This is a genomic window from Maribacter forsetii DSM 18668 (assembly GCF_000744105.1).
Classification (GTDB): Bacteria; Bacteroidota; Bacteroidia; order Flavobacteriales; family Flavobacteriaceae; genus Maribacter; species Maribacter forsetii.
Window position 1 is genome coordinate 3,595,733 of sequence record NZ_JQLH01000001.1, and the last position, 18,216, is coordinate 3,613,948.

An 18,216-nucleotide genomic window follows, 5' to 3' on the forward strand; every position below is an offset into this window, starting at 1 on the left:
TTCTTATCCTATTTCTTTTTGCAATAAATCTAACCCCTCACGAATAATCTTCTGGTGTGGCTGTTTAGAAATACATATAAACTCAGTTAACGAAAAATCTTCTGGAGCCACTTCATACAAACCTAATTGCTCCATTTCATCCAAATCCTTAACCATACAAGCCTTTAAAAGCTGCATTGGAAAAATATCCATCGGAAAAACTTTTTCATATTGTCCCGTTACCACGAAAGCCCTATGCTCACCATTGGTATTGGTATCTAAATCATATTTTTTATTTGGTTGCATCCAAGAGAAAGTCAATGCCCTGGTTGCCGAAATCTTATTGAAAACCGGTTTATTCCATCCAAACAACTCATAATCGTCTCCTTCTGGAATTACTGTTACCGTATTATTATAGTATCCTAAATAACCGTCTGGCTTACTTTTAGAACCTGTAAGCACATCACCATTGATTACTCTAAAATTCTCTTCATTAACGCCACTTGCGTATAAGAAAGTAGAAATTTCGGAACCAATTTTAGTAGTATAATATTTAGGCGCCTTTACCGATGAACCTGCAAGAGCTATAGTACGCTCTGCATTGAATTTACCTGTCAATAAATATTCACCTATAATAATTAAATCTTGAGGCGTTACCGTCCAAACCAACTCTCCTTTATTAATAGGATCCAACTTATTGATTTGCGTACCTACCAAACCTGCAGGATGCGGACCTGACACATTATGCACCTCTACACCATTCATTGATGACAAAGGCGAACTACCAGAACCAACAGAAACATGTACCTTACCAGGCGTTAACTTACCCAATGCAGTAATTGCTGTCTGCAACTCCTTTTCCTTTCCCTGCAACACATAATCCAAGTCTGCCTGCAAAGGACCACTTGAATATCCTGAAATGAAAATTGATTTCGGTGTAGTATCTGGGTTTGCGATTACATCATAAGGCCTTTGCTTAATAAATGGCCAACAGCCACTTTTCAACAACGTAGCTTTCAGCTCTTCTTTTGATGCATTCTCTACATCTAAAGCAGCACCTGAAAATGCCTCTTGTGTTTTATCTGCCAATATCTTTAAGGTCAAAATACGTCTTCTATCCCCTCTTTCAATTTCTATAAGCTCACCGCTCACTGGCGAAACAAAAACCATACTTTCCATGTTTTTGTTATAGAACAAAGGCTCGCCCGCTTTAACTTCGGCGCCTTGCTTTACCATCATTTTTGGGGTAATTCCGTGAAAATCACTTAACTGTATTGCGTAAACATTACTTAAAACAGCTTTTGAAGTAGTCTGTTCTGCGGCGCCCACCAGATTAATGTTGAGCCCTTTCTTAATTCGAATGTCTTTTGACATGTGCGTTTAGACCTTTAGGTTATCAAAATTTGAGCAAATTTAAGTACAAAAAGTTCGTTTTCATAATTATTGTCCCATAAATTAGACAATAGAACGAGGTATATTTTTTAGGCACCCTTTTTGTTTACCTTTACTTAAAAAAACGGGGTATAATGCGCATTTTCTTCAAACATTTTATTTGTCTATTATTTTTACAAAATTTAGTTGCACAAGTTCAGACAGAGATAAATCCGCCAGAAAACATAAAATCCATTGTTTTCAAAGGACCTACAGAAGATCAATTTCCCGTAATTAAAATAGGAGAACCTATTTATCTTGAGTTCGATGACGTTTTAGCCAATGAGCAAGACTACTATTATAAGGTAGTTCATTGCGATTATGATTGGACACCTTCTTCTCTTTTAAAATCCCAGTACTTAGACGGTGTTGATAACCAGCGCATCACAGATTACGAAAACAGTTATAGCACTTTACAGTCATATTCTAATTATCAACTGACTATACCCAACGACAATGTTAGACTAAAAGTTAGCGGTAATTATGTTTTAGAAATTTACAATAGCTACAACGAACTGCAGTTTTCACGAAGGTTTGTAGTTTACAAAGACATTGTTTCTGTAGCCACGGAAGTAAAACGTTCTAGAGATTTTAATTTTATCAATGAAAAACAAGTAGTTCAATTCAGTATTACTTCTGGCTCGTTAAGATTAATAAACCCAAAGAAAGAAGTAAAAGTAGCCATTCTTCAAAATCATTATTGGCCAACCGCAATAACCAATGTACCACCGCAATACACCATGGGCGATGAACTGGTTTATAAATATGACCAAGAAACAGCATTTTACGGCGGTAACGAATATCTACTTTTTGACACTAGCGACCTTAGAGCCCCAAGTTCACAAATTTCAAGTATTGACTTGACCGACCTATATAACCATTACTTGTTTTCTGACGATTTCAGAAACGACAAGCCTTACACTTATTTCCCTGACATAAATGGTGATTATGTCGTTAGAACCTTACAAGGTGACAATGCCTCTAGAGAAGCTGAATACACCAATGTTTATTTTAGCCTACCCTACACTGAATTCATTGCCCTTGATGATGTTTATATTTTTGGGAAATTCAACAACTACGCACTAACCAATGAAAATAAGATGGTCTACAATGAAAAAAATGGGATGTTAGAGGCTACCCTAAAAATGAAACAAGGATTTTACAATTACAAATACGCTGTTAAAAGCGGTGATAATATTAAATTAAACGGCGTTGGAGGGAACTTTCATTTTACCGAAAACACCTACTTGGTACTGGTATATTACCGAAACTTTGGAGACATGTACGACAGTATTATCGGTATTGGATCTGCCAATTCTAGAAATATCACCAACTAGCTGTATCTTTACGTTTTTCATCAGTTATGGAAAACAAACCAACCACTCAACCATCAGGTAGATTTAAATTAAAATACCGAGGAGCAGATTGCCTTAACTGCGGACACCCGCTAGAGTTGAGTGATAAATACTGCCCAAATTGCTCTCAAGCAAACAGCACAAAGAAACTTACTCTTTTAGATTTTTTTGAAGAATTTCTTGCAAATTACTTCTCCTATGACTCTAAATTATGGAGAACATTAACGGCTCTTTTATTAAAACCAGGAAAAATAACCAAAGAATACATCTCTGGTAGACGACTGTCTTACACCAACCCTTTTCGCTTTCTGTTAAGCTTAGCAATAATCTATTTTTTAATTATAAGCTTCAATAATGAATTCGAATCATTTAATAAGTTCGGATCAATTAATAAAAATCCTGTTTTTGATCTGAATAACGAATTCAACAAAATAGAATTTGAAAATGAAGAAGAAAGAAAGCTCGCACGTGCACAATTAGATTCTTTTAATATCAATAGCTTCATTAAAAATAGAATCAACGAAAAAGATTCTACCATACTATCTGACCCTGAATTGCATTTTAAAAAAATAGATACTGGCGGTCTAGCAGGGCGATTTATTGAAAAAGTCGATTTTTTCAATACCATTATAAGAAACGACACCATCTACTACTTTGAACAGGGAACTACCAAATTCAACATACCATCTGGTAATGAAAATGAGATGGCATTTAATTTAGCTACAAGTATTATTGAAATAGATAAGCGGCCTGGTTCATTTTTAAGCTCATTGATTTCGAAACTACCATTCACCACATTTTTCTTTCTCCCGTTCTTTTCTTTCTTCATTTGGATGGTCTATATCAGAAAAAAATACACTTATACCGATCATTTAATCTTTAGCTTTCACAATCAGTCATTATTTTTTATCTTGCTCATTGTTAGCAATTTGCTCAACGCAGTGTTCGGTTTTAGAAGCGAAGGATTGTTTATTCTCATATTCGCAATTTATCTTTACAAAGCAATGCGCAATTTCTATCAACAAAGAAGAGTTAAAACGGTTATAAAGTATTTTTTCCTAAATGCAATATTTTTTATCTTAGGGATTATAGCTATAACCATATTAATAGCACAGAGCGTATTTACCTATTAAATATGATGATAACACAAGTTACTAAAGGCATAAAAATATCGGTACAAACAACTTTTGAAGGCACATTCTTCAAAAACTACAAAATGCATTATGCATTTGGGTATACCATTACCATTGAGAACCAAAGCAAAGATGCCGTTCAACTAACTTCTCGTCATTGGAAAATATATGACTCTCTAAATGACATGGAAACTTTAGATGGCGAAGGCGTTATCGGCAAAAAACCGGTTATTCAACCAGGTGAATCACACACCTATAATTCCGGTTGTTTACTTACTTCTCCTATTGGTGCCATGAAAGGTCATTACAATATGGTAATCATGAACAATGCTCAAAAATTTAGGGTTTACATCCCAACCTTTAAATTTAGCGCACCCTTCGCACTTAATTAATTCCTTTTAATCTTTTATTAGTTTTTAGTCCTACACCCTTTTAGTACCTTTGGTCAACAATTTAATTTAAAAATTTTGACAATGGGTAAAGGATTTTTTCAAGTTCCTACAGCTATTAATGAGCCAATTAAAAGCTATGCTCCTGGTTCACCAGAAAGAGAAGCGGTTTTGGAACAATACAAAGCATATTTCAACGACAAGATAGATGTACCTATGTACATTGGCTCTGAAGAGGTACGCACTGGCAACACCAAGCCAATGTCCCCACCACACGACCACAAGCACATTGTTGGTACTTACCACACTGCAAACAAAGAAAATGTACAGTCTGCTATTGATAATAGCTTAGCATCAAGAGATGCATGGGCCAATTTAACTTGGGAGCAGCGTGCTGCAATTTTCTTGAAAGCAGCTGAGTTAATTGCCGGACCTTACCGTGCAAAGATTAACGCGGCCACTATGATCGCACAATCTAAAAATATTCACCAAGCGGAAATAGATGCCGCATGTGAGCTCATTGATTTTTTACGTTTTAACGTAGAATACATGTCTCAAATTTATGAAGAGCAGCCAGATTCTGCCGAAGGTATTTGGAACAGAGTGGAATATCGTCCACTAGAAGGATTTGTATACGCTATTACCCCATTTAACTTTACAGCCATAGCCGGTAACCTTCCTGCAAGTGCAGCTATGATGGGTAACGTTGTCGTATGGAAACCTAGTGATTCTCAAATTTTCTCTGCAAAAGTTATTGTTGATATTTTCAAAGAAGCAGGTTTACCTGACGGAGTTATCAATGTTGTTTATGGTGATCCAGTTATGATTACTGATACTGTACTAAGCAGCCCTGACTTTGCCGGACTACACTTTACGGGTTCAACACATGTTTTCAAAGAACTTTGGAAACAGATAGGAAACAACATACACACCTACAAAACATACCCGAAAATAGTTGGTGAAACTGGTGGCAAAGATTTTATTCTAGCACACCCTACCGCTAACCCTAAACAAGTAGCAACGGCTATTTCTAGAGGTGCATTTGAATTTCAAGGTCAAAAATGTAGTGCTGCCTCAAGAGTATATTTACCAAAATCTACTTCTAAAGAGATTCTAGAATTTGTTAAAGCTGATATTGCATCTTTCAACAAACCAGGCTCACCTGAAGATATGAGCAACTTTATTACCGCTGTTATTCACGAAGGTTCTTTTGACAAATTGGCGAAGTACATTACGCAGGCTAAAGAAGATGAAAATGCCGAAATATATGCAGGTGGTTCTTTTGACAAATCTAAAGGGTACTTCATTGAACCAACGGTTATCTTAACAACAGATCCTAAATACACTACTATGGAAACTGAATTATTCGGTCCTGTAGTTACAATTTATGTTTACGATGATAAAGATTGGAGCGAAACATTACAATTAATTGATGGCACTTCTGAGTACGCACTTACTGGCGCTGTACTTTCACAGGATAGATATGCTATTGATGAAGCTACAAAAGCATTACAAAACTGTGCAGGTAACTTCTATATTAACGACAAACCTACAGGTGCCGTTGTTGGCCAACAACCATTTGGTGGAGCAAGAGCATCTGGAACAAACGATAAGGCTGGATCAGCTCAAAACCTTTTACGTTGGGTTTCTCCAAGATTGATCAAAGAGACTTTTGTTACCCCTGTAGATTACAGGTATCCGTTTTTAGGATAAAAAAAGCAACTTTAAAGGCTGAATGTAAATTCAGCCTTTTTTTTGATATAGCGCTACTTTTAGCTTAAATTACAAGTATTACAAATTACTTTTAACAACCTTAACACACTAATTATGAAAAAGTTATTACTCGCAGTATTCTTATTTACAGGCTGCTTTTCTTATGCACAAGATGGTTTAACACAAAACAGCATTAAAGCTGTATTAACCGGCAACCAATCTCAAGTAATACAACTGGCCGAAGCTTTCCCTGAAGATAAATATGATTGGAGACCATCAGAAGGCATCAGTTCCGTGGGCGAAGCTTTGCTACATGTTGCGGGTGGTAATTATTTTTTAGCTTCTAAATTAGGCTTTGCCCCACCTGAGGATGTAGATGTAATGGGATTAAATAAAATCACCGGTAAAGAAAATATTATCGCAGCCTTGAAAAAATCGAATGAATTTGTTCTTGAAAACATCACTAAAGTAGAAGATGGCACTTTAGACGAAGAAGTTGATTTTGGTTTTATGAAATCTAATAAATTAGGCGGACTACTTGCCATCATGGAGCATAACGGGGAACACAAAGGTCAGTTAATTGCTTATGCAAGAAGCAATGACGTGGTACCACCATGGAGTGAATAAACTGTTTAACACCTGTAAAAAATGCCCATCAACTACATGTTGACGGGCATTTTTTTTATATTTTTTTAGAAAACATTAACACCTATTGAATACAATACCAATGTAAATTTAACGTTAATTAATTGTAAACTCAGTGTGATTTACCGAACTTTGTACCTCATTTAAAATCAATTGCTTATGACTATCGACAGTATTAAATTACATATTACCTGTATTCAGATTTATTCTTGGAATTATTTAAAAGAGTTTGCCCGCAAATACAAGAAGGCTTACTACAGTTCTTTTCTTCTTTAAAAGATTTACGCTTACCCTTTAAACTTTAACGGTAAATAGACCATTTTCTTTGTCTCAAAGAAATCTTCTTTAAAATAATCGGTCAAATTATATATTTCAGCCGTTCTATAGTCTTTTAATTCCTCGTTTAAATCACCTCCTTTTAAATACAAGATTCCATTGCGAATAGGGTGTTGAGATTCCTTTTTAATTTTTCCTTTTATCCAGTGTACAAAAGTTGGCATAGCTGCCACCGCTCTACTGACGATAAAATCGAATTTACCCGGTATCTCTTCAACCCTAGCGTTTATGGTAGTAACATTTGTTAGTTGCAAACCTTCAACTACCTCGTTTACTACTTTTATCTTTTTACCAATAGAGTCTACCAGCGTAAAATGAACTTCAGGAAATAAAATTGCTAAAGGAATACCAGGAAACCCTCCTCCAGTACCGACATCAAGGATAGATGAACCATCTTTGAATTCTATAAATTTTGCTATTCCCAAAGAATGCAATACATGTCTTAAGTAAAGTTCATCTATGTCCTTTCTTGAAACCACATTAATTTTTTGGTTCCAATCTTTATATAATTCCTCTAATCTTTCAAAGCTTTCTTTCTGTTTCTCAGATAAATTGGGAAAATTTTCAAATATGATTTCAGCAGTCATCCGTATATTTGTAAATAGATTTAATTAGTATATTCACTTGTGCAAAGATTTAGCTTTTAATTAAGCTATCAAACTATTATAGATTCAATTACATTTTATTAAGTAAAAGATTACCGAATTATGGAACAAAATATCATTCGTTTCCCTAGAACAGATTCTGCAAAGTTTTTTAAAACTTTGAACAGTAGAGTTAACGATTATTTTAAAACAAACAAATTAAAGAAAACAGGCAACTGGAAATTACACTTAAAAACTGTAGTTATGTTTGCGCTTTTTCTTGCTCCTTATTTTTTAATACTGACCTTAGGACTACCTAATTGGGCCAATATTCTTTTAACCATTGTTATGGGTATTGGTATGGCAGGTGTTGGCATGAACGTTATGCATGACGGTAACCATGGCGCATATTCTAACAAGAAGTGGGTTAACAAACTAATGGGTAGCAGCATTTACATCCTTGCTGGTAACGTATATAACTGGCAAGTACAGCACAATGTACTTCACCATACATATACGAATATTCACGAACATGATGAAGATATGGAAGCGGGCAGAATATTACGTTTTTCTAAACATGCGGAATGGAAAAAACACCATAGATTTCAACATTTTTATTCTGTTTTCCTTTACGGTCTTCTAACGTTCAACTGGGCAATTACAACAGATTTTCAACAGATGTACCGTTATATGAAACGCAAATTATCTTATGGTAAATTACCTAGCGCCACTATGAACTGGAGCACCTTAATAATTACAAAATTACTTTACATTACCATTTGGATCGTATTGCCAATGTTAATTTTAGACATCGCATGGTGGAAAATATTAATAGGATTCTTTCTAATGCATTATGTTGCCGGGGTAATCTTAAGTGTTGTTTTTCAATTGGCACATATTGTAGATGACGCAGACACTCCTTTACCAGATGAATCCGGTACAATGAAAAATACTTGGGCAATTCACCAACTATTTACCACGGTTAATTTTGGGACTAAGAACAAGATTGTTAATTGGTTTACCGGTGGATTAAATCACCAAGTTGAACACCACATATTTCCTAACATAAGCCACGTACATTACACAAATATTTCGAAAATTGTGAAACAAACAGCACAAGAATTTAATTTACCATATCACGAGTACAAAACTACTAGAAAAGCTATAATTTCGCACTTTAAACATTTAAAAGAATTAGGCAAGGAGCCTTCATTACAATACTAGAAATTTAAAGCAACCATGAGCAATCAACTTTCGGACAGAATTAACAGCGTTACACCGTCAGCTACTTTGGAAATGGCCGCTAAGGCCCGTGAATTAAGAGCACAAGGAAAAGATATTATTGGTTTGAGTTTAGGGGAACCGGACTTCAACACTCCAGATTATATTAAGGATGCCGCAATACAAGCAGTAAATGATGATTATAATTCCTATACTCCCGTTGATGGCTATGTAGAGCTCAAAAAGGCAATTATCACTAAATTCAAGAGAGATAACAACCTTAGTTATGAACCTTCTCAAATAGTTGTTTCTACAGGAGCTAAGCAGGCTCTATATAATGTTGCCCAAGTTATTTTGAACCCAGGTGACGAAGTTATATTGCCATGCCCTTACTGGGTAAGCTATAGCGATATTGTAAAATTAGCAGATGGTGTGCCAGTTGAAGTTTCTACTTCTTTGGAGAACGATTTTAAAATGACTCCTGAACAGTTAGAGGCAGCAATTACACCTAAAACAAAGATGTTATGGTATAGTTCTCCTTGCAACCCAAGTGGATCTATTTACAGCAAAGAGGAATTACGTGCACTTGCGGATGTTCTTAAGAACCATCCTCAAATTATTGTAGTAAGTGATGAGATATACGAGCATATTAATTATGGCGTTACCACACATGCTTCAATGGCGGAATTTGAAGATATGTACGATCGCACCGTTACCGTAAACGGAGTTGCAAAAGCATTTGCAATGACCGGATGGCGTATTGGTTACATTGGTGCTCCTGCATATATTGCACGTGCAACAAACAAGCTACAAGGTCAAGTGACAAGTGGTGCAAACTGTATTGCTCAGCGTGCCGTTATTACCGCTTTAGAGGAATCACCAGACCGTATCCAATACATGGTAGACGAATTTAAAGAAAGACGTAAACTAATTTTAGGTCTGTTGAACGAAATTGAAGGTTTTAAATGTAATGAGCCTGAAGGTGCTTTTTATGTATACCCAGATGTAACCGCTTATTTTGATAAAACATACAATGGCACTACAATTAATAATGCTTCAGATTTTTCCATGTATATCTTAGAAGCTGCCAATGTAGCCACCGTAACTGGTGATGCCTTTGGTAACGGAAACTGTATTCGTATTTCTTACGCAGCATCAGTAAAAGAAATTAAAGAAGCTATATCAAGAATAAAAGAAGCGTTGAAATAAACCTCAGCATCTTTTAAGAGCATAAAAAAAAGTCCCATCAAATGATGGGACTTTTTTTATGCTAGATACTTTTACCACATTTAAGTTCTTTTCCAGAAATACGGTGTCAGCAATATAAGTACGGTAAATAACTCTAACCTACCTGCTAACATTAAAAATCCACACCACCATTTTGCCAGAGCCGGTAGACTATTAAAATTGCTCACAGGGTTCAAACTCCCCAACGCAGGACCAACATTACCTAAAGATGATGCCGCACCACCTATGGCAGATTCAAAGTCTAACCCTAAAAAGCCCAACACCAAAGCCCCTATTATAAATAGCAGCATGTATAGCACAAAGAACCCAATAATATTATAAACTATTTTCTCCTTTACGGTCTTGTTATTATATCGTACAGGTATAATGGCATTCGTATGCAATGTTCGCTTAAACTCCAATACACCATTTTTGATAATCAATAAGTGACGCATTACTTTGATACCACCTGCCGTTGATCCTGCCGAACCTCCTAAGAAGAACAATCCGAAGAAAAACACGGTTAAGAAAGGTGTCCATTGCGTAAAATCAGCACTTACAAATCCGGTTGTAGTTATCACCGAAATTATTTGAAATAGGGAATGCCTAAATGCACTTTCCGCCTTACCCAAGACCATAGGGTAACCAGGAGTAAGCTCAGTGATATTTGCCTGAAAATAAACTACCAATGCTACTATAATGGTAAATACAATTACAAAACCGGAATAATATTTAAACTCCTCATCTTGTATTACTTTTTGTACTTTTCCTTTGAAAGCAAAATAACTTAATACAAAGTTACTACCTGCCAAAAACATAAAAAATATGATGATATATTGAATCATCGGCTGGTCATTATAGTAAGCCACACTCGCATTTTTAGTTGAAAAACCACCCGTGGACAATGTTGCCATTGCGTGATTTATAGCATCAAAAAATGACATTCCCGCAACTTGAAGCAGAATAGTTTCAGCAACAGTATAACCAAAGTAAATCAACCATAGTCGTTTTGCCGTATCGGTAATTCTTGGATGTAATTTATCTCCCGTAGGTCCTGGTGCTTCCGCAGAAAACAACTGCATCCCTCCTATTCCCAACAAGGGCAATATGGCAATCGCCAAAACAATAATACCCATACCGCCAATCCAATGGGTTAAGCTACGCCAAAACAAGATACCTTCTGGCATTGCTTCTATATCATCCATAATAGAAGCACCCGTTGTCGTATAGCCGGATATGGTTTCAAAAAAAGCGTTAGTAACAGTGGGCAATGCACCAGAAAACAAGTAAGGCAACATACCAGAAATAGACATTACGATCCACCCGAAAGTTACAATGATATAACCTTCTTTCGGTTTTACTTCTTTTTTATGACCTCTAGTATAGTACATCATAAAAACCCCTACGAACATAGTGGTTATAGATGCAAGTGCAATGCTTAATGTAGCTCCATCTTGGTATATACCACTGACAACAGCCGCCAAAAGCATAAAGCCTCCGTTGCATAGCAATAGAAGCCCCATTATATGAATTATGATTCTTAAATTAAGCCGCATCTTAAAGGAACATTCGTTCTATTTTAGGTATCTCTGAAGGCAAACAACAAACTACTACCCTATCACCTTCTTGTATTTTAAATCCACCAAGTGCAATATGACCTTGCCCATCTCTTACAACTCCGCCAATTGTAGCTGCTTTAGGGAAGTCTAATTCTCGTATAGTTGCTCCTGTTACCTTAGAATTTCTTTTTACGATAAACTCTAATATTTCTGCATTCAAATTGTTCAAACGCATTAAGGCAACTACTTCACCTTTACGTATATGTCTGAATATATTATTGGCAGCAAGAAGCTTTTTATTGATCAACGTATCAATACCTATGGAATGTGATAGCTGAAAATAATCCATATTCTCTACTAGGGCAATTGTCTTTTTAATATACTTTGACTTTGCCACTAAACATGACATAATGTTGGTTTCAGAATTTCCGGTTACCGCAATAAAGGCATCCATAGATTCTAAACTCTCTTCATCTAGCAACTCAACATTTCTACCATCACCATTAATAACAAGTGCATTTGGTAATTCGTCCGCAAGGTCAAAAGCTTTCTCTTTGTTCTTCTCAATTAACTTTACATTGAATTTATTGGCACAAAGATCCCTAGCGGTTTTATAACCTACTTTACTACCACCAAGAATCATTACATTCTTAATTTCTGCCTTTTTCTTTCCTGTTAATTTGTAAAGTTCATCTACCCCTTCTTTCACAGTAATAAAATACACTTGATCGCCTTCTTTAAAAAGCGTATCTCCCCTAGGTATTACGGTATATTGAGTTCCTGTTCGCTGTAAAGCAATTGGCATGAAGTGTAGTTCAGGAAAAATTTTGGCAGCTTCCTTTACTTGTTTACCAACAAACGGAGCAGATTTAAGCAAAGAAACACCTACCATTATTAACTCACCTTCTTCAAATTCGTAGGTGTCGTTAAAAGCAGATTTATTTAACAGCATCTGAATTTCAGTTGCCGCTAAAGCTTCTGGAGATATCAATTCATCTATACCTAAGTCTGAAAATCTTAAAAGATCTTTATTTTTTATAAACTCGGTATTTGATATTCTGGCAATAGTTCGCTTACAACCTAACTGCTTAGCCAACATGCAAAGCGTTAAGTTGGTAGTTTCAGAAGAAGTTACCGCGATAACCAAATCTGAATCTTTTACCTGAGCATCATTCAATATTGCAATAGAAGTTGCATCACCTTTTAATACTCGTATATCTAGATGATTATCTGCATAAGCAAGACTTTCTTTTTTAGAATCAATCAAAGTAATATCCTGTGATTCATAAGAGAGTAATTTGGCTAAATGAAAGCCTACTTCCCCAGCACCAGCAATTATAATCTTCATTTATTTTATTAGACCGCTAAACATCAAGCACCAATATTCTTCTCTTAACTATTACATATACTTAAAAGTAGTCTTGAAAAACAATAGCATTTATTATGGCACAAAATTACATAATTAAATTAGTTTAATCTTTGTTTTCAATTCTTTAACCTATCAATTACCAACCTAACTGGCTAAAAAGTAATTAAGCATTCGCTATATTGTATATTTGCCAAAAAAATAGCTATAAAATGCCCCAAAAAGTTACTCCGTACAAAGATTCTGAATTAGGAAAGAAAGAACAGGTTACTCAAATGTTCGATACTATTTCTAAAAATTACGATGGACTAAACCGTGTAATTTCTTTTGGAATAGACATTAAATGGCGCAAAAAAGTGGTTGAAATCTTAAAAAAAGAACAACCCCAATCCATTTTAGACATTGCTACCGGTACTGGAGATTTAGCTATTGCCCTTGTTAAAACAGGCGCCAAAAAAATTGTAGGTCTAGATATCTCTCCAGGTATGTTAGCTGTTGGTAAAGAAAAGGTTACGGACAAGAAATTGGACAGCACTATAGAAATGGTGGTAGGTGATAGTGAGAAACTTACTTTTGAAGACAACTCATTTGATGCGGTCACGGTATCTTTTGGAGTACGAAATTTTGAAACGCTGAATACCGGTATGGCAGAAATTTTACGTGTTTTAAAACCAAACGGAACTCTAGTCGTATTAGAAACTTCTGTACCTACCAAAACCCCATACAAACAAGGTTACAATTTTTACACTAAAAATATTCTTCCTTTAATTGGAAAATTATTTTCAAAAGATAATTCGGCATACGGGTATTTGAGCGAATCGGCTTCTGTTTTTCCACATGGTGAAAACTTCAACAATATTTTACGCGAAATTGGGTTTATAGATGTAACGAATAAACCTCAAACATTTGGGGTTGCATCAATTTATGTTGCGAAAAAAGGTTAATCTTTCAGATTAGCATACTCACAATATATTATTGACGTTTTACAATCGTAAACCAGGATATATGAAGAAGTGGTTTTTTATACCCCTAGCGTTGTTGATTACGAATTTAGTAAGTGCTCAATTCAACGAAAGTCCCATATTGAATAAACAAAACGAAGATAAGAAACTCTTAAACTGGGGTTACTTCCTTGGTTTAAACCAATATGATTTTAAAATAGAATATAAAGAAAATGCCCAAGATATTTTGGTTAGCAAAAGCTTTGGATTTAATGTTGGATTAATTGGGGAGGTTAGACTTAATGAATTCTTAGATGTTCGTTTTGAACCAGGTTTACACTACGGATCTAGATTAATGGGTTTCCCGGGCTTTGATGATGAACGTGACGCCATACGAGAAGTAAAATCTACTTATATTAATTTCCCCTTATTACTTAAAGCAAGTACTAGAAGATATGGCAATTTTAAGCCTTTTCTTTTAGGTGGGGTATCTACCGGACTTAACTTAGGAAGCAACGAAGAAAGTCCTGACGACAATAGTTCTGGTACTTTTAGAATGAAAAAGTGGTCATACAATTACGAACTTGGCTTTGGTATAGATTTCTATTTAGAGTATTTCAAATTCACCCCTTCTATTCGTGGTGTTTTTGCCATTACCGATGAGCTAGTTCCAGACAACGACCCTAACAGCCCTTGGACAGGAAACATAGAATCGTTAAAAACCCGAGGAATTTTTATCAACTTCACTTTTGAATAGCAATTAGCAATTAGCAATTAGCAATTAGCAATTAGCAATTAGCAATTAGCAATTAGCAATTAGCAATTAGCAATTAGCAATTAGCAATTAGCAATTAGCAATTAGCAATTAGCAATTAGCAATTAGCAATTAGCAATTAGCAATTAGCAATTAGCAATTAGCAATTAGCAATTAGCAAAAAATAAAATTTTCCGGTTACAACGCTCAACTATTTTCTAATTTCATGTAATAAAATAGCAGTTGCAGATGCTACGTTTAAACTTTCCGTAGTCACATCTCCAAATTGAGGGATTGCCAATCTATCGGTACAATGTTTTGCGACAGCTTCAGAAACTCCTTTTCCTTCATTACCCATAATCATTATTCCCTTTGTAGGTAACTTCGTTGAATTTACATTATCACCATCCATAAAAGTTCCAAAAACAGGTAACTGGGTTGAAGTTAAGAATGCATCAAGAGATAAATATTGAATATTTATTCTAGTGATTGACCCCATAGTAGCTTGTAATACTTTTGAATTAAAGCAATCTACAGTATCCGTAGAACATACAATATCACTGATACCAAACCAATCGCAAAGCCTTATTATAGTTCCTAAATTACCCGGGTCCTGTACTCCATCTAACACCAAAACCCAATCAGAAGTTATTTTTTCGGTTGGTTTTGGAATGTAGAACACTCCAAGATATCCATTCGGGTTCTTTAGGCTACTCATTTGACTAAGCTCCCTAGCTGTTACTTTATCAACGTGTAGATCATCCACATCTAACCCATTAGGATCAACTGCAAAAAGCTTATAGACTTTTATGTCAGAATTCACTACTTCTTCAATAGTCTTTTTTCCTTCTACAACAAATAGTCCGTGCTCATTTCGGCACTTTTTTTGCTGTAGACTTTTGATAAGTTTCAATTCACTTTTGACAACCATTCAAATAATGTATTTTTGATTTCTATGAGGATGGCACTTTGCTCCAAAAACAACATGGCTAAATTAAGCTTATTATCCCTACTGGCAATAGTCTTGTTATCCTGTAACTCGCTAAAGAAAGTTGAGGATGATGAATACTTGGTAATTAAAAACGCCGTATATGCCGATTCTGTTAAAGTAAACAATGAAGAATTGGAAAGTCTCATCTACCAAAAATCCAATTCTACCGTATTAGGCTACCCTCTTAGACTTAATTTATACAACCTTGCAAAAGAAAATCCAGATTCTTCTTACAATGCATGGCTATACAGAAAAGAGAATAGAAAAAAGAGACTTGACAAACTACTTTCAGAAAAACAAGTGGAACGCTTGGGCGAATCATTTATAGTAAAAGGACTTAGTAATTGGTTAAAGGATATTGGCGAAGAACCAACCATCTTAGACACTACAAAAACCCGATTAAGCTTAGCAAAACTCAGTGCATACTATCAAAGTAAAGGATATTTTACAAATAACACTTCGTACGAAATTGATAGCGCGAGACGTAAAAAAGCCAAGGTAAATTATCATATTGAACTTGGCGACCCGTATATAATCGATTCGCTTGGTAATAATATTTCATCTAGAGCAATAGACTCCTTATACTTTTTAAACTCTGCAGAATCATTAATAAAAGAAGGGCAACAGTTTGACCTAAGTAATTTTAATGGTGAGCGTGAACGATTAACAGGTATTTTTAGAAATAGTGGAATTCGTAATTTTCAAGAAAGCTCTATTACCTTCGATATTTTAAGAGATACCATTAAAGCTGCTGATGATCAGCAAATGAACATCACTTTAAATATTGGCGATTTAAAAACTAGAGGAGAAAATGAAGTGACCACCTCTGCATATAAAGTAGAAAAAATCAATAAAATACATATTTACACAGACTACCTTTCTACAAATTCACAAGATTCACTGTACACTATAGACTACCAAGATTACACTATTCATTACTCCAATAATTTTGATATTAAGCCAAAAACCTTGGCTAATGCCATCTTTTTCAAAAAAGACAGTATCTATAGAGATGTAGATAAAATTAGAACATCTAGACAGTTAAATGCCCTGAACGTATTCAAATATCCAAATATCATATTTGAAGCTGATTCTGTTGACAATAAGGTGAACACAAACATTTACCTCGCTCCCAAAACAAAGTATTCTCTTGGTACTAACTTTGAAGTTAGTCGTTCTAACTTACGTAGACTAGGTGTTGGTTTGGGCACTACCCTACTTATAAGAAATATTTTCAAAGGTGCAGAAAACTTAAGTATCTCTGCAAATGGATCATACGGTCTTCTTAGCAGTAATACATTTGAAGCAAATTACTTCTCTGAATTTGGTGGTGACATTACCTTAGATTTTCCCCGAATTTGGTTTCCGTTTATAAATACCTCTAGAATAATACCAAACTATACCTTACCAAAAACAAGAATTGCCATTGGTACTAATTTCCAAAACAATATAGGTCTGGACAAACAAACTTTCAATACCGTTTTAGGCTACAACTGGGTACCTAGTGATTTTGTAAATCATGATGTTGAGTTATTGAACATTCAGTTTGTAAGAAATGTAAATAGTAGTAGATTCTATAATGTTTATACTAATACCTATGAACTTTTAGATGACATCGCAGACTCTTATGAAGATGCTACATTGTATCCAGAATTGGCATCATTCTTTGAAACTGGTGACGATGATGATGAACTTAACTTAATAATTCCTTCAGGCACAACCGGATTTACAAATGCAATCTTAGATGGTGATGTATCTTCTTCAAGTGACGATTTTGATGATGTAAACACTATTGAAGAAAGAAGAATTAGACTAACCGAGAATAATTTAATATTCGCATCTAATTACACATTCAACAAAACAAATAGAACCGGACCTATAGACAATTCTTTTTATCAATTCCGTTGGAAAATTGAAGGTGCAGGTAATGTTTTATCGGCTTTCTCTTCTTTTATACCATTCAACAAAAATGACGATGATCAGTTATTGGTATTTGGAGTACCATTTTCACAATACATTAAAAATGAGTTTGAATACGTAAAATACTGGGACCTAAAACGTTCTAATGTATTAGCTGCAAGAGCATTCTTCGGTATTGCCATTCCTTACGGTAATTCTGATAACATTCCATTTGTTCGTAGTTATTTTGGTGGTGGATCAAATGACAACAGAGCTTGGTTCCCATACTCATTAGGACCAGGAAGCACTTCTGCAATTAACGATTTTAACGAAGCGAATTTAAAATTGGCCTTAAACCTAGAATACAGATTTCCGGTAGCGGGTGATATTAACGGAGCCATATTTGCAGATGCAGGAAACATATGGAACGTGCTGGATAATGTAGAAGATCCAGATGCTACTTTTGACGGATTTAGTTCTTTAAAGGATATTGCCTTAGGAACGGGTATTGGTTTAAGATACGATTTTACCTACTTCCTATTTAGACTAGATTTGGGCTTCAAAACTTATAACCCTGCTGAAATTCAGTCTAAAAGATGGTTTAGAGATTATAATTTTGCGAACTCCGTGTTGCAAATAGGTATCAACTATCCCTTTTAAATATAATTGTTTTATTACTTTTGTTTTTCATTT

Annotated in this window: 15 protein-coding genes; 10 read left to right on the plus strand and 5 right to left on the minus strand. The window is 35.1% G+C overall.

What is annotated here, in order from left to right; translation table 11 throughout:
- Positions 1–3 precede the first annotated feature (3 nt).
- Positions 4–1,353, minus strand: coding sequence for a Na(+)-translocating NADH-quinone reductase subunit A (locus P177_RS15285; protein ID WP_036156135.1), 1,350 nt, complete (start codon positions 1,351–1,353; stop codon positions 4–6).
- 152 nt (positions 1,354–1,505) lie between these two features.
- Between P177_RS15285 and P177_RS15290 the strand changes: the two genes are divergently transcribed.
- From P177_RS15290 to P177_RS15310, 5 genes are all read left to right on the plus strand, one after another.
- Entirely contained in the window at positions 1,506–2,747 is a 1,242-nt protein-coding gene (locus tag P177_RS15290; RefSeq protein WP_036156137.1) for a type IX secretion system plug protein, read from the plus strand.
- A 26-nt stretch (positions 2,748–2,773) separates the two neighbouring features.
- Complete coding sequence (locus P177_RS15295) at positions 2,774–3,898, plus strand: DUF3667 domain-containing protein (RefSeq protein ID WP_036156139.1); 1,125 nt, start codon at positions 2,774–2,776, stop codon at positions 3,896–3,898.
- 5 nt (positions 3,899–3,903) lie between these two features.
- On the plus strand, positions 3,904–4,290 hold the full coding sequence (apaG, locus tag P177_RS15300; protein ID WP_036158586.1) for a Co2+/Mg2+ efflux protein ApaG: 387 nt from the start codon (positions 3,904–3,906) through the stop codon (positions 4,288–4,290).
- Between the two features lie 81 nt (positions 4,291–4,371).
- The gene (gene pruA / locus P177_RS15305) at positions 4,372–6,000 is read left to right on the plus strand and encodes an L-glutamate gamma-semialdehyde dehydrogenase (protein WP_036156141.1); all 1,629 of its coding nucleotides are present in this window, start codon (positions 4,372–4,374) and stop codon (positions 5,998–6,000) included.
- A 114-nt stretch (positions 6,001–6,114) separates the two neighbouring features.
- Positions 6,115–6,627 carry a DinB family protein gene (locus P177_RS15310; protein WP_036156143.1) on the plus strand — a complete coding sequence of 171 codons (513 nt, stop codon included), beginning with the start codon at positions 6,115–6,117 and terminating at the stop codon, positions 6,625–6,627.
- A 305-nt stretch (positions 6,628–6,932) separates the two neighbouring features.
- Here P177_RS15310 and rsmG read toward each other — a convergent pair whose 3' ends face one another.
- Positions 6,933–7,568: a 16S rRNA (guanine(527)-N(7))-methyltransferase RsmG gene (gene rsmG, locus P177_RS15315; protein ID WP_036156145.1), complete on the minus strand. Its 636-nt coding sequence runs from the start codon at positions 7,566–7,568 to the stop codon at positions 6,933–6,935.
- Between the two features lie 120 nt (positions 7,569–7,688).
- Between rsmG and P177_RS15320 the strand changes: the two genes are divergently transcribed.
- Together P177_RS15320 and P177_RS15325 are read left to right on the plus strand one after the other, a co-directional pair.
- Positions 7,689–8,789 (plus strand): fatty acid desaturase family protein, encoded by a 1,101-nt coding sequence (locus tag P177_RS15320; RefSeq protein ID WP_036156147.1) that lies wholly within the window; start codon positions 7,689–7,691, stop codon positions 8,787–8,789.
- Between the two features lie 15 nt (positions 8,790–8,804).
- On the plus strand, positions 8,805–9,995 hold the full coding sequence (locus P177_RS15325; RefSeq protein WP_036156148.1) for a pyridoxal phosphate-dependent aminotransferase: 1,191 nt from the start codon (positions 8,805–8,807) through the stop codon (positions 9,993–9,995).
- Positions 9,996–10,075: 80 nt separating this feature from the next.
- Here P177_RS15325 and P177_RS15330 read toward each other — a convergent pair whose 3' ends face one another.
- Positions 10,076–11,569: a TrkH family potassium uptake protein gene (locus P177_RS15330; protein WP_036156149.1), complete on the minus strand. Its 1,494-nt coding sequence runs from the start codon at positions 11,567–11,569 to the stop codon at positions 10,076–10,078.
- Position 11,570: 1 nt separating this feature from the next.
- A complete protein-coding gene (gene trkA, locus P177_RS15335; protein WP_036156150.1) occupies positions 11,571–12,920 on the minus strand; it encodes a Trk system potassium transporter TrkA in 1,350 nt (449 codons plus the stop codon).
- A gap of 230 nt (positions 12,921–13,150) precedes the next feature.
- On the opposite strand from trkA, the gene ubiE reads away from it, so the two are divergent.
- Positions 13,151–13,882 carry a bifunctional demethylmenaquinone methyltransferase/2-methoxy-6-polyprenyl-1,4-benzoquinol methylase UbiE gene (gene ubiE / locus P177_RS15340; RefSeq protein ID WP_036156151.1) on the plus strand — a complete coding sequence of 244 codons (732 nt, stop codon included), beginning with the start codon at positions 13,151–13,153 and terminating at the stop codon, positions 13,880–13,882.
- A gap of 61 nt (positions 13,883–13,943) precedes the next feature.
- On the plus strand, positions 13,944–14,636 hold the full coding sequence (porT, locus tag P177_RS15345) for a type IX secretion/gliding motility protein PorT/SprT (protein WP_036156152.1): 693 nt from the start codon (positions 13,944–13,946) through the stop codon (positions 14,634–14,636).
- 208 nt (positions 14,637–14,844) lie between these two features.
- Here the strand turns inward: porT and P177_RS15350 are convergent, their stop codons facing one another.
- A complete protein-coding gene (locus tag P177_RS15350; RefSeq protein ID WP_036156153.1) occupies positions 14,845–15,564 on the minus strand; it encodes a TrmH family RNA methyltransferase in 720 nt (239 codons plus the stop codon).
- Between the two features lie 54 nt (positions 15,565–15,618).
- On the opposite strand from P177_RS15350, the gene tamL reads away from it, so the two are divergent.
- A complete protein-coding gene (gene tamL / locus P177_RS15355) occupies positions 15,619–18,183 on the plus strand; it encodes a translocation and assembly module lipoprotein TamL (protein ID WP_245233052.1) in 2,565 nt (854 codons plus the stop codon).
- Positions 18,184–18,216: the final 33 nt, after the last annotated feature.

Bases quoted from the DNA above. Each gene is read 5' to 3' on its own strand.
- P177_RS15310 (WP_036156143.1), top strand. From the start codon at position 6,115: ATGAAAAAGTTATTACTCGCAGTATTCTTATTTACAGGCTGCTTTTCT.
- P177_RS15290 (WP_036156137.1), top strand. From the start codon at position 1,506: ATGCGCATTTTCTTCAAACATTTTATTTGTCTATTATTTTTACAAAAT.
- P177_RS15285 (WP_036156135.1), bottom strand. From the start codon at position 1,353: ATGTCAAAAGACATTCGAATTAAGAAAGGGCTCAACATTAATCTGGTG.
- P177_RS15295 (WP_036156139.1), top strand. From the start codon at position 2,774: ATGGAAAACAAACCAACCACTCAACCATCAGGTAGATTTAAATTAAAA.
- P177_RS15350 (WP_036156153.1), bottom strand. From the start codon at position 15,564: ATGGTTGTCAAAAGTGAATTGAAACTTATCAAAAGTCTACAGCAAAAA.
- tamL (WP_245233052.1), top strand. From the start codon at position 15,619: ATGGCTAAATTAAGCTTATTATCCCTACTGGCAATAGTCTTGTTATCC.
- pruA (WP_036156141.1), top strand. From the start codon at position 4,372: ATGGGTAAAGGATTTTTTCAAGTTCCTACAGCTATTAATGAGCCAATT.
- apaG (WP_036158586.1), top strand. From the start codon at position 3,904: ATGATAACACAAGTTACTAAAGGCATAAAAATATCGGTACAAACAACT.
- ubiE (WP_036156151.1), top strand. From the start codon at position 13,151: ATGCCCCAAAAAGTTACTCCGTACAAAGATTCTGAATTAGGAAAGAAA.
- P177_RS15325 (WP_036156148.1), top strand. From the start codon at position 8,805: ATGAGCAATCAACTTTCGGACAGAATTAACAGCGTTACACCGTCAGCT.
- porT (WP_036156152.1), top strand. From the start codon at position 13,944: ATGAAGAAGTGGTTTTTTATACCCCTAGCGTTGTTGATTACGAATTTA.
- rsmG (WP_036156145.1), bottom strand. From the start codon at position 7,568: ATGACTGCTGAAATCATATTTGAAAATTTTCCCAATTTATCTGAGAAA.
- P177_RS15320 (WP_036156147.1), top strand. From the start codon at position 7,689: ATGGAACAAAATATCATTCGTTTCCCTAGAACAGATTCTGCAAAGTTT.
- trkA (WP_036156150.1), bottom strand. From the start codon at position 12,920: ATGAAGATTATAATTGCTGGTGCTGGGGAAGTAGGCTTTCATTTAGCC.
- P177_RS15330 (WP_036156149.1), bottom strand. From the start codon at position 11,569: ATGCGGCTTAATTTAAGAATCATAATTCATATAATGGGGCTTCTATTG.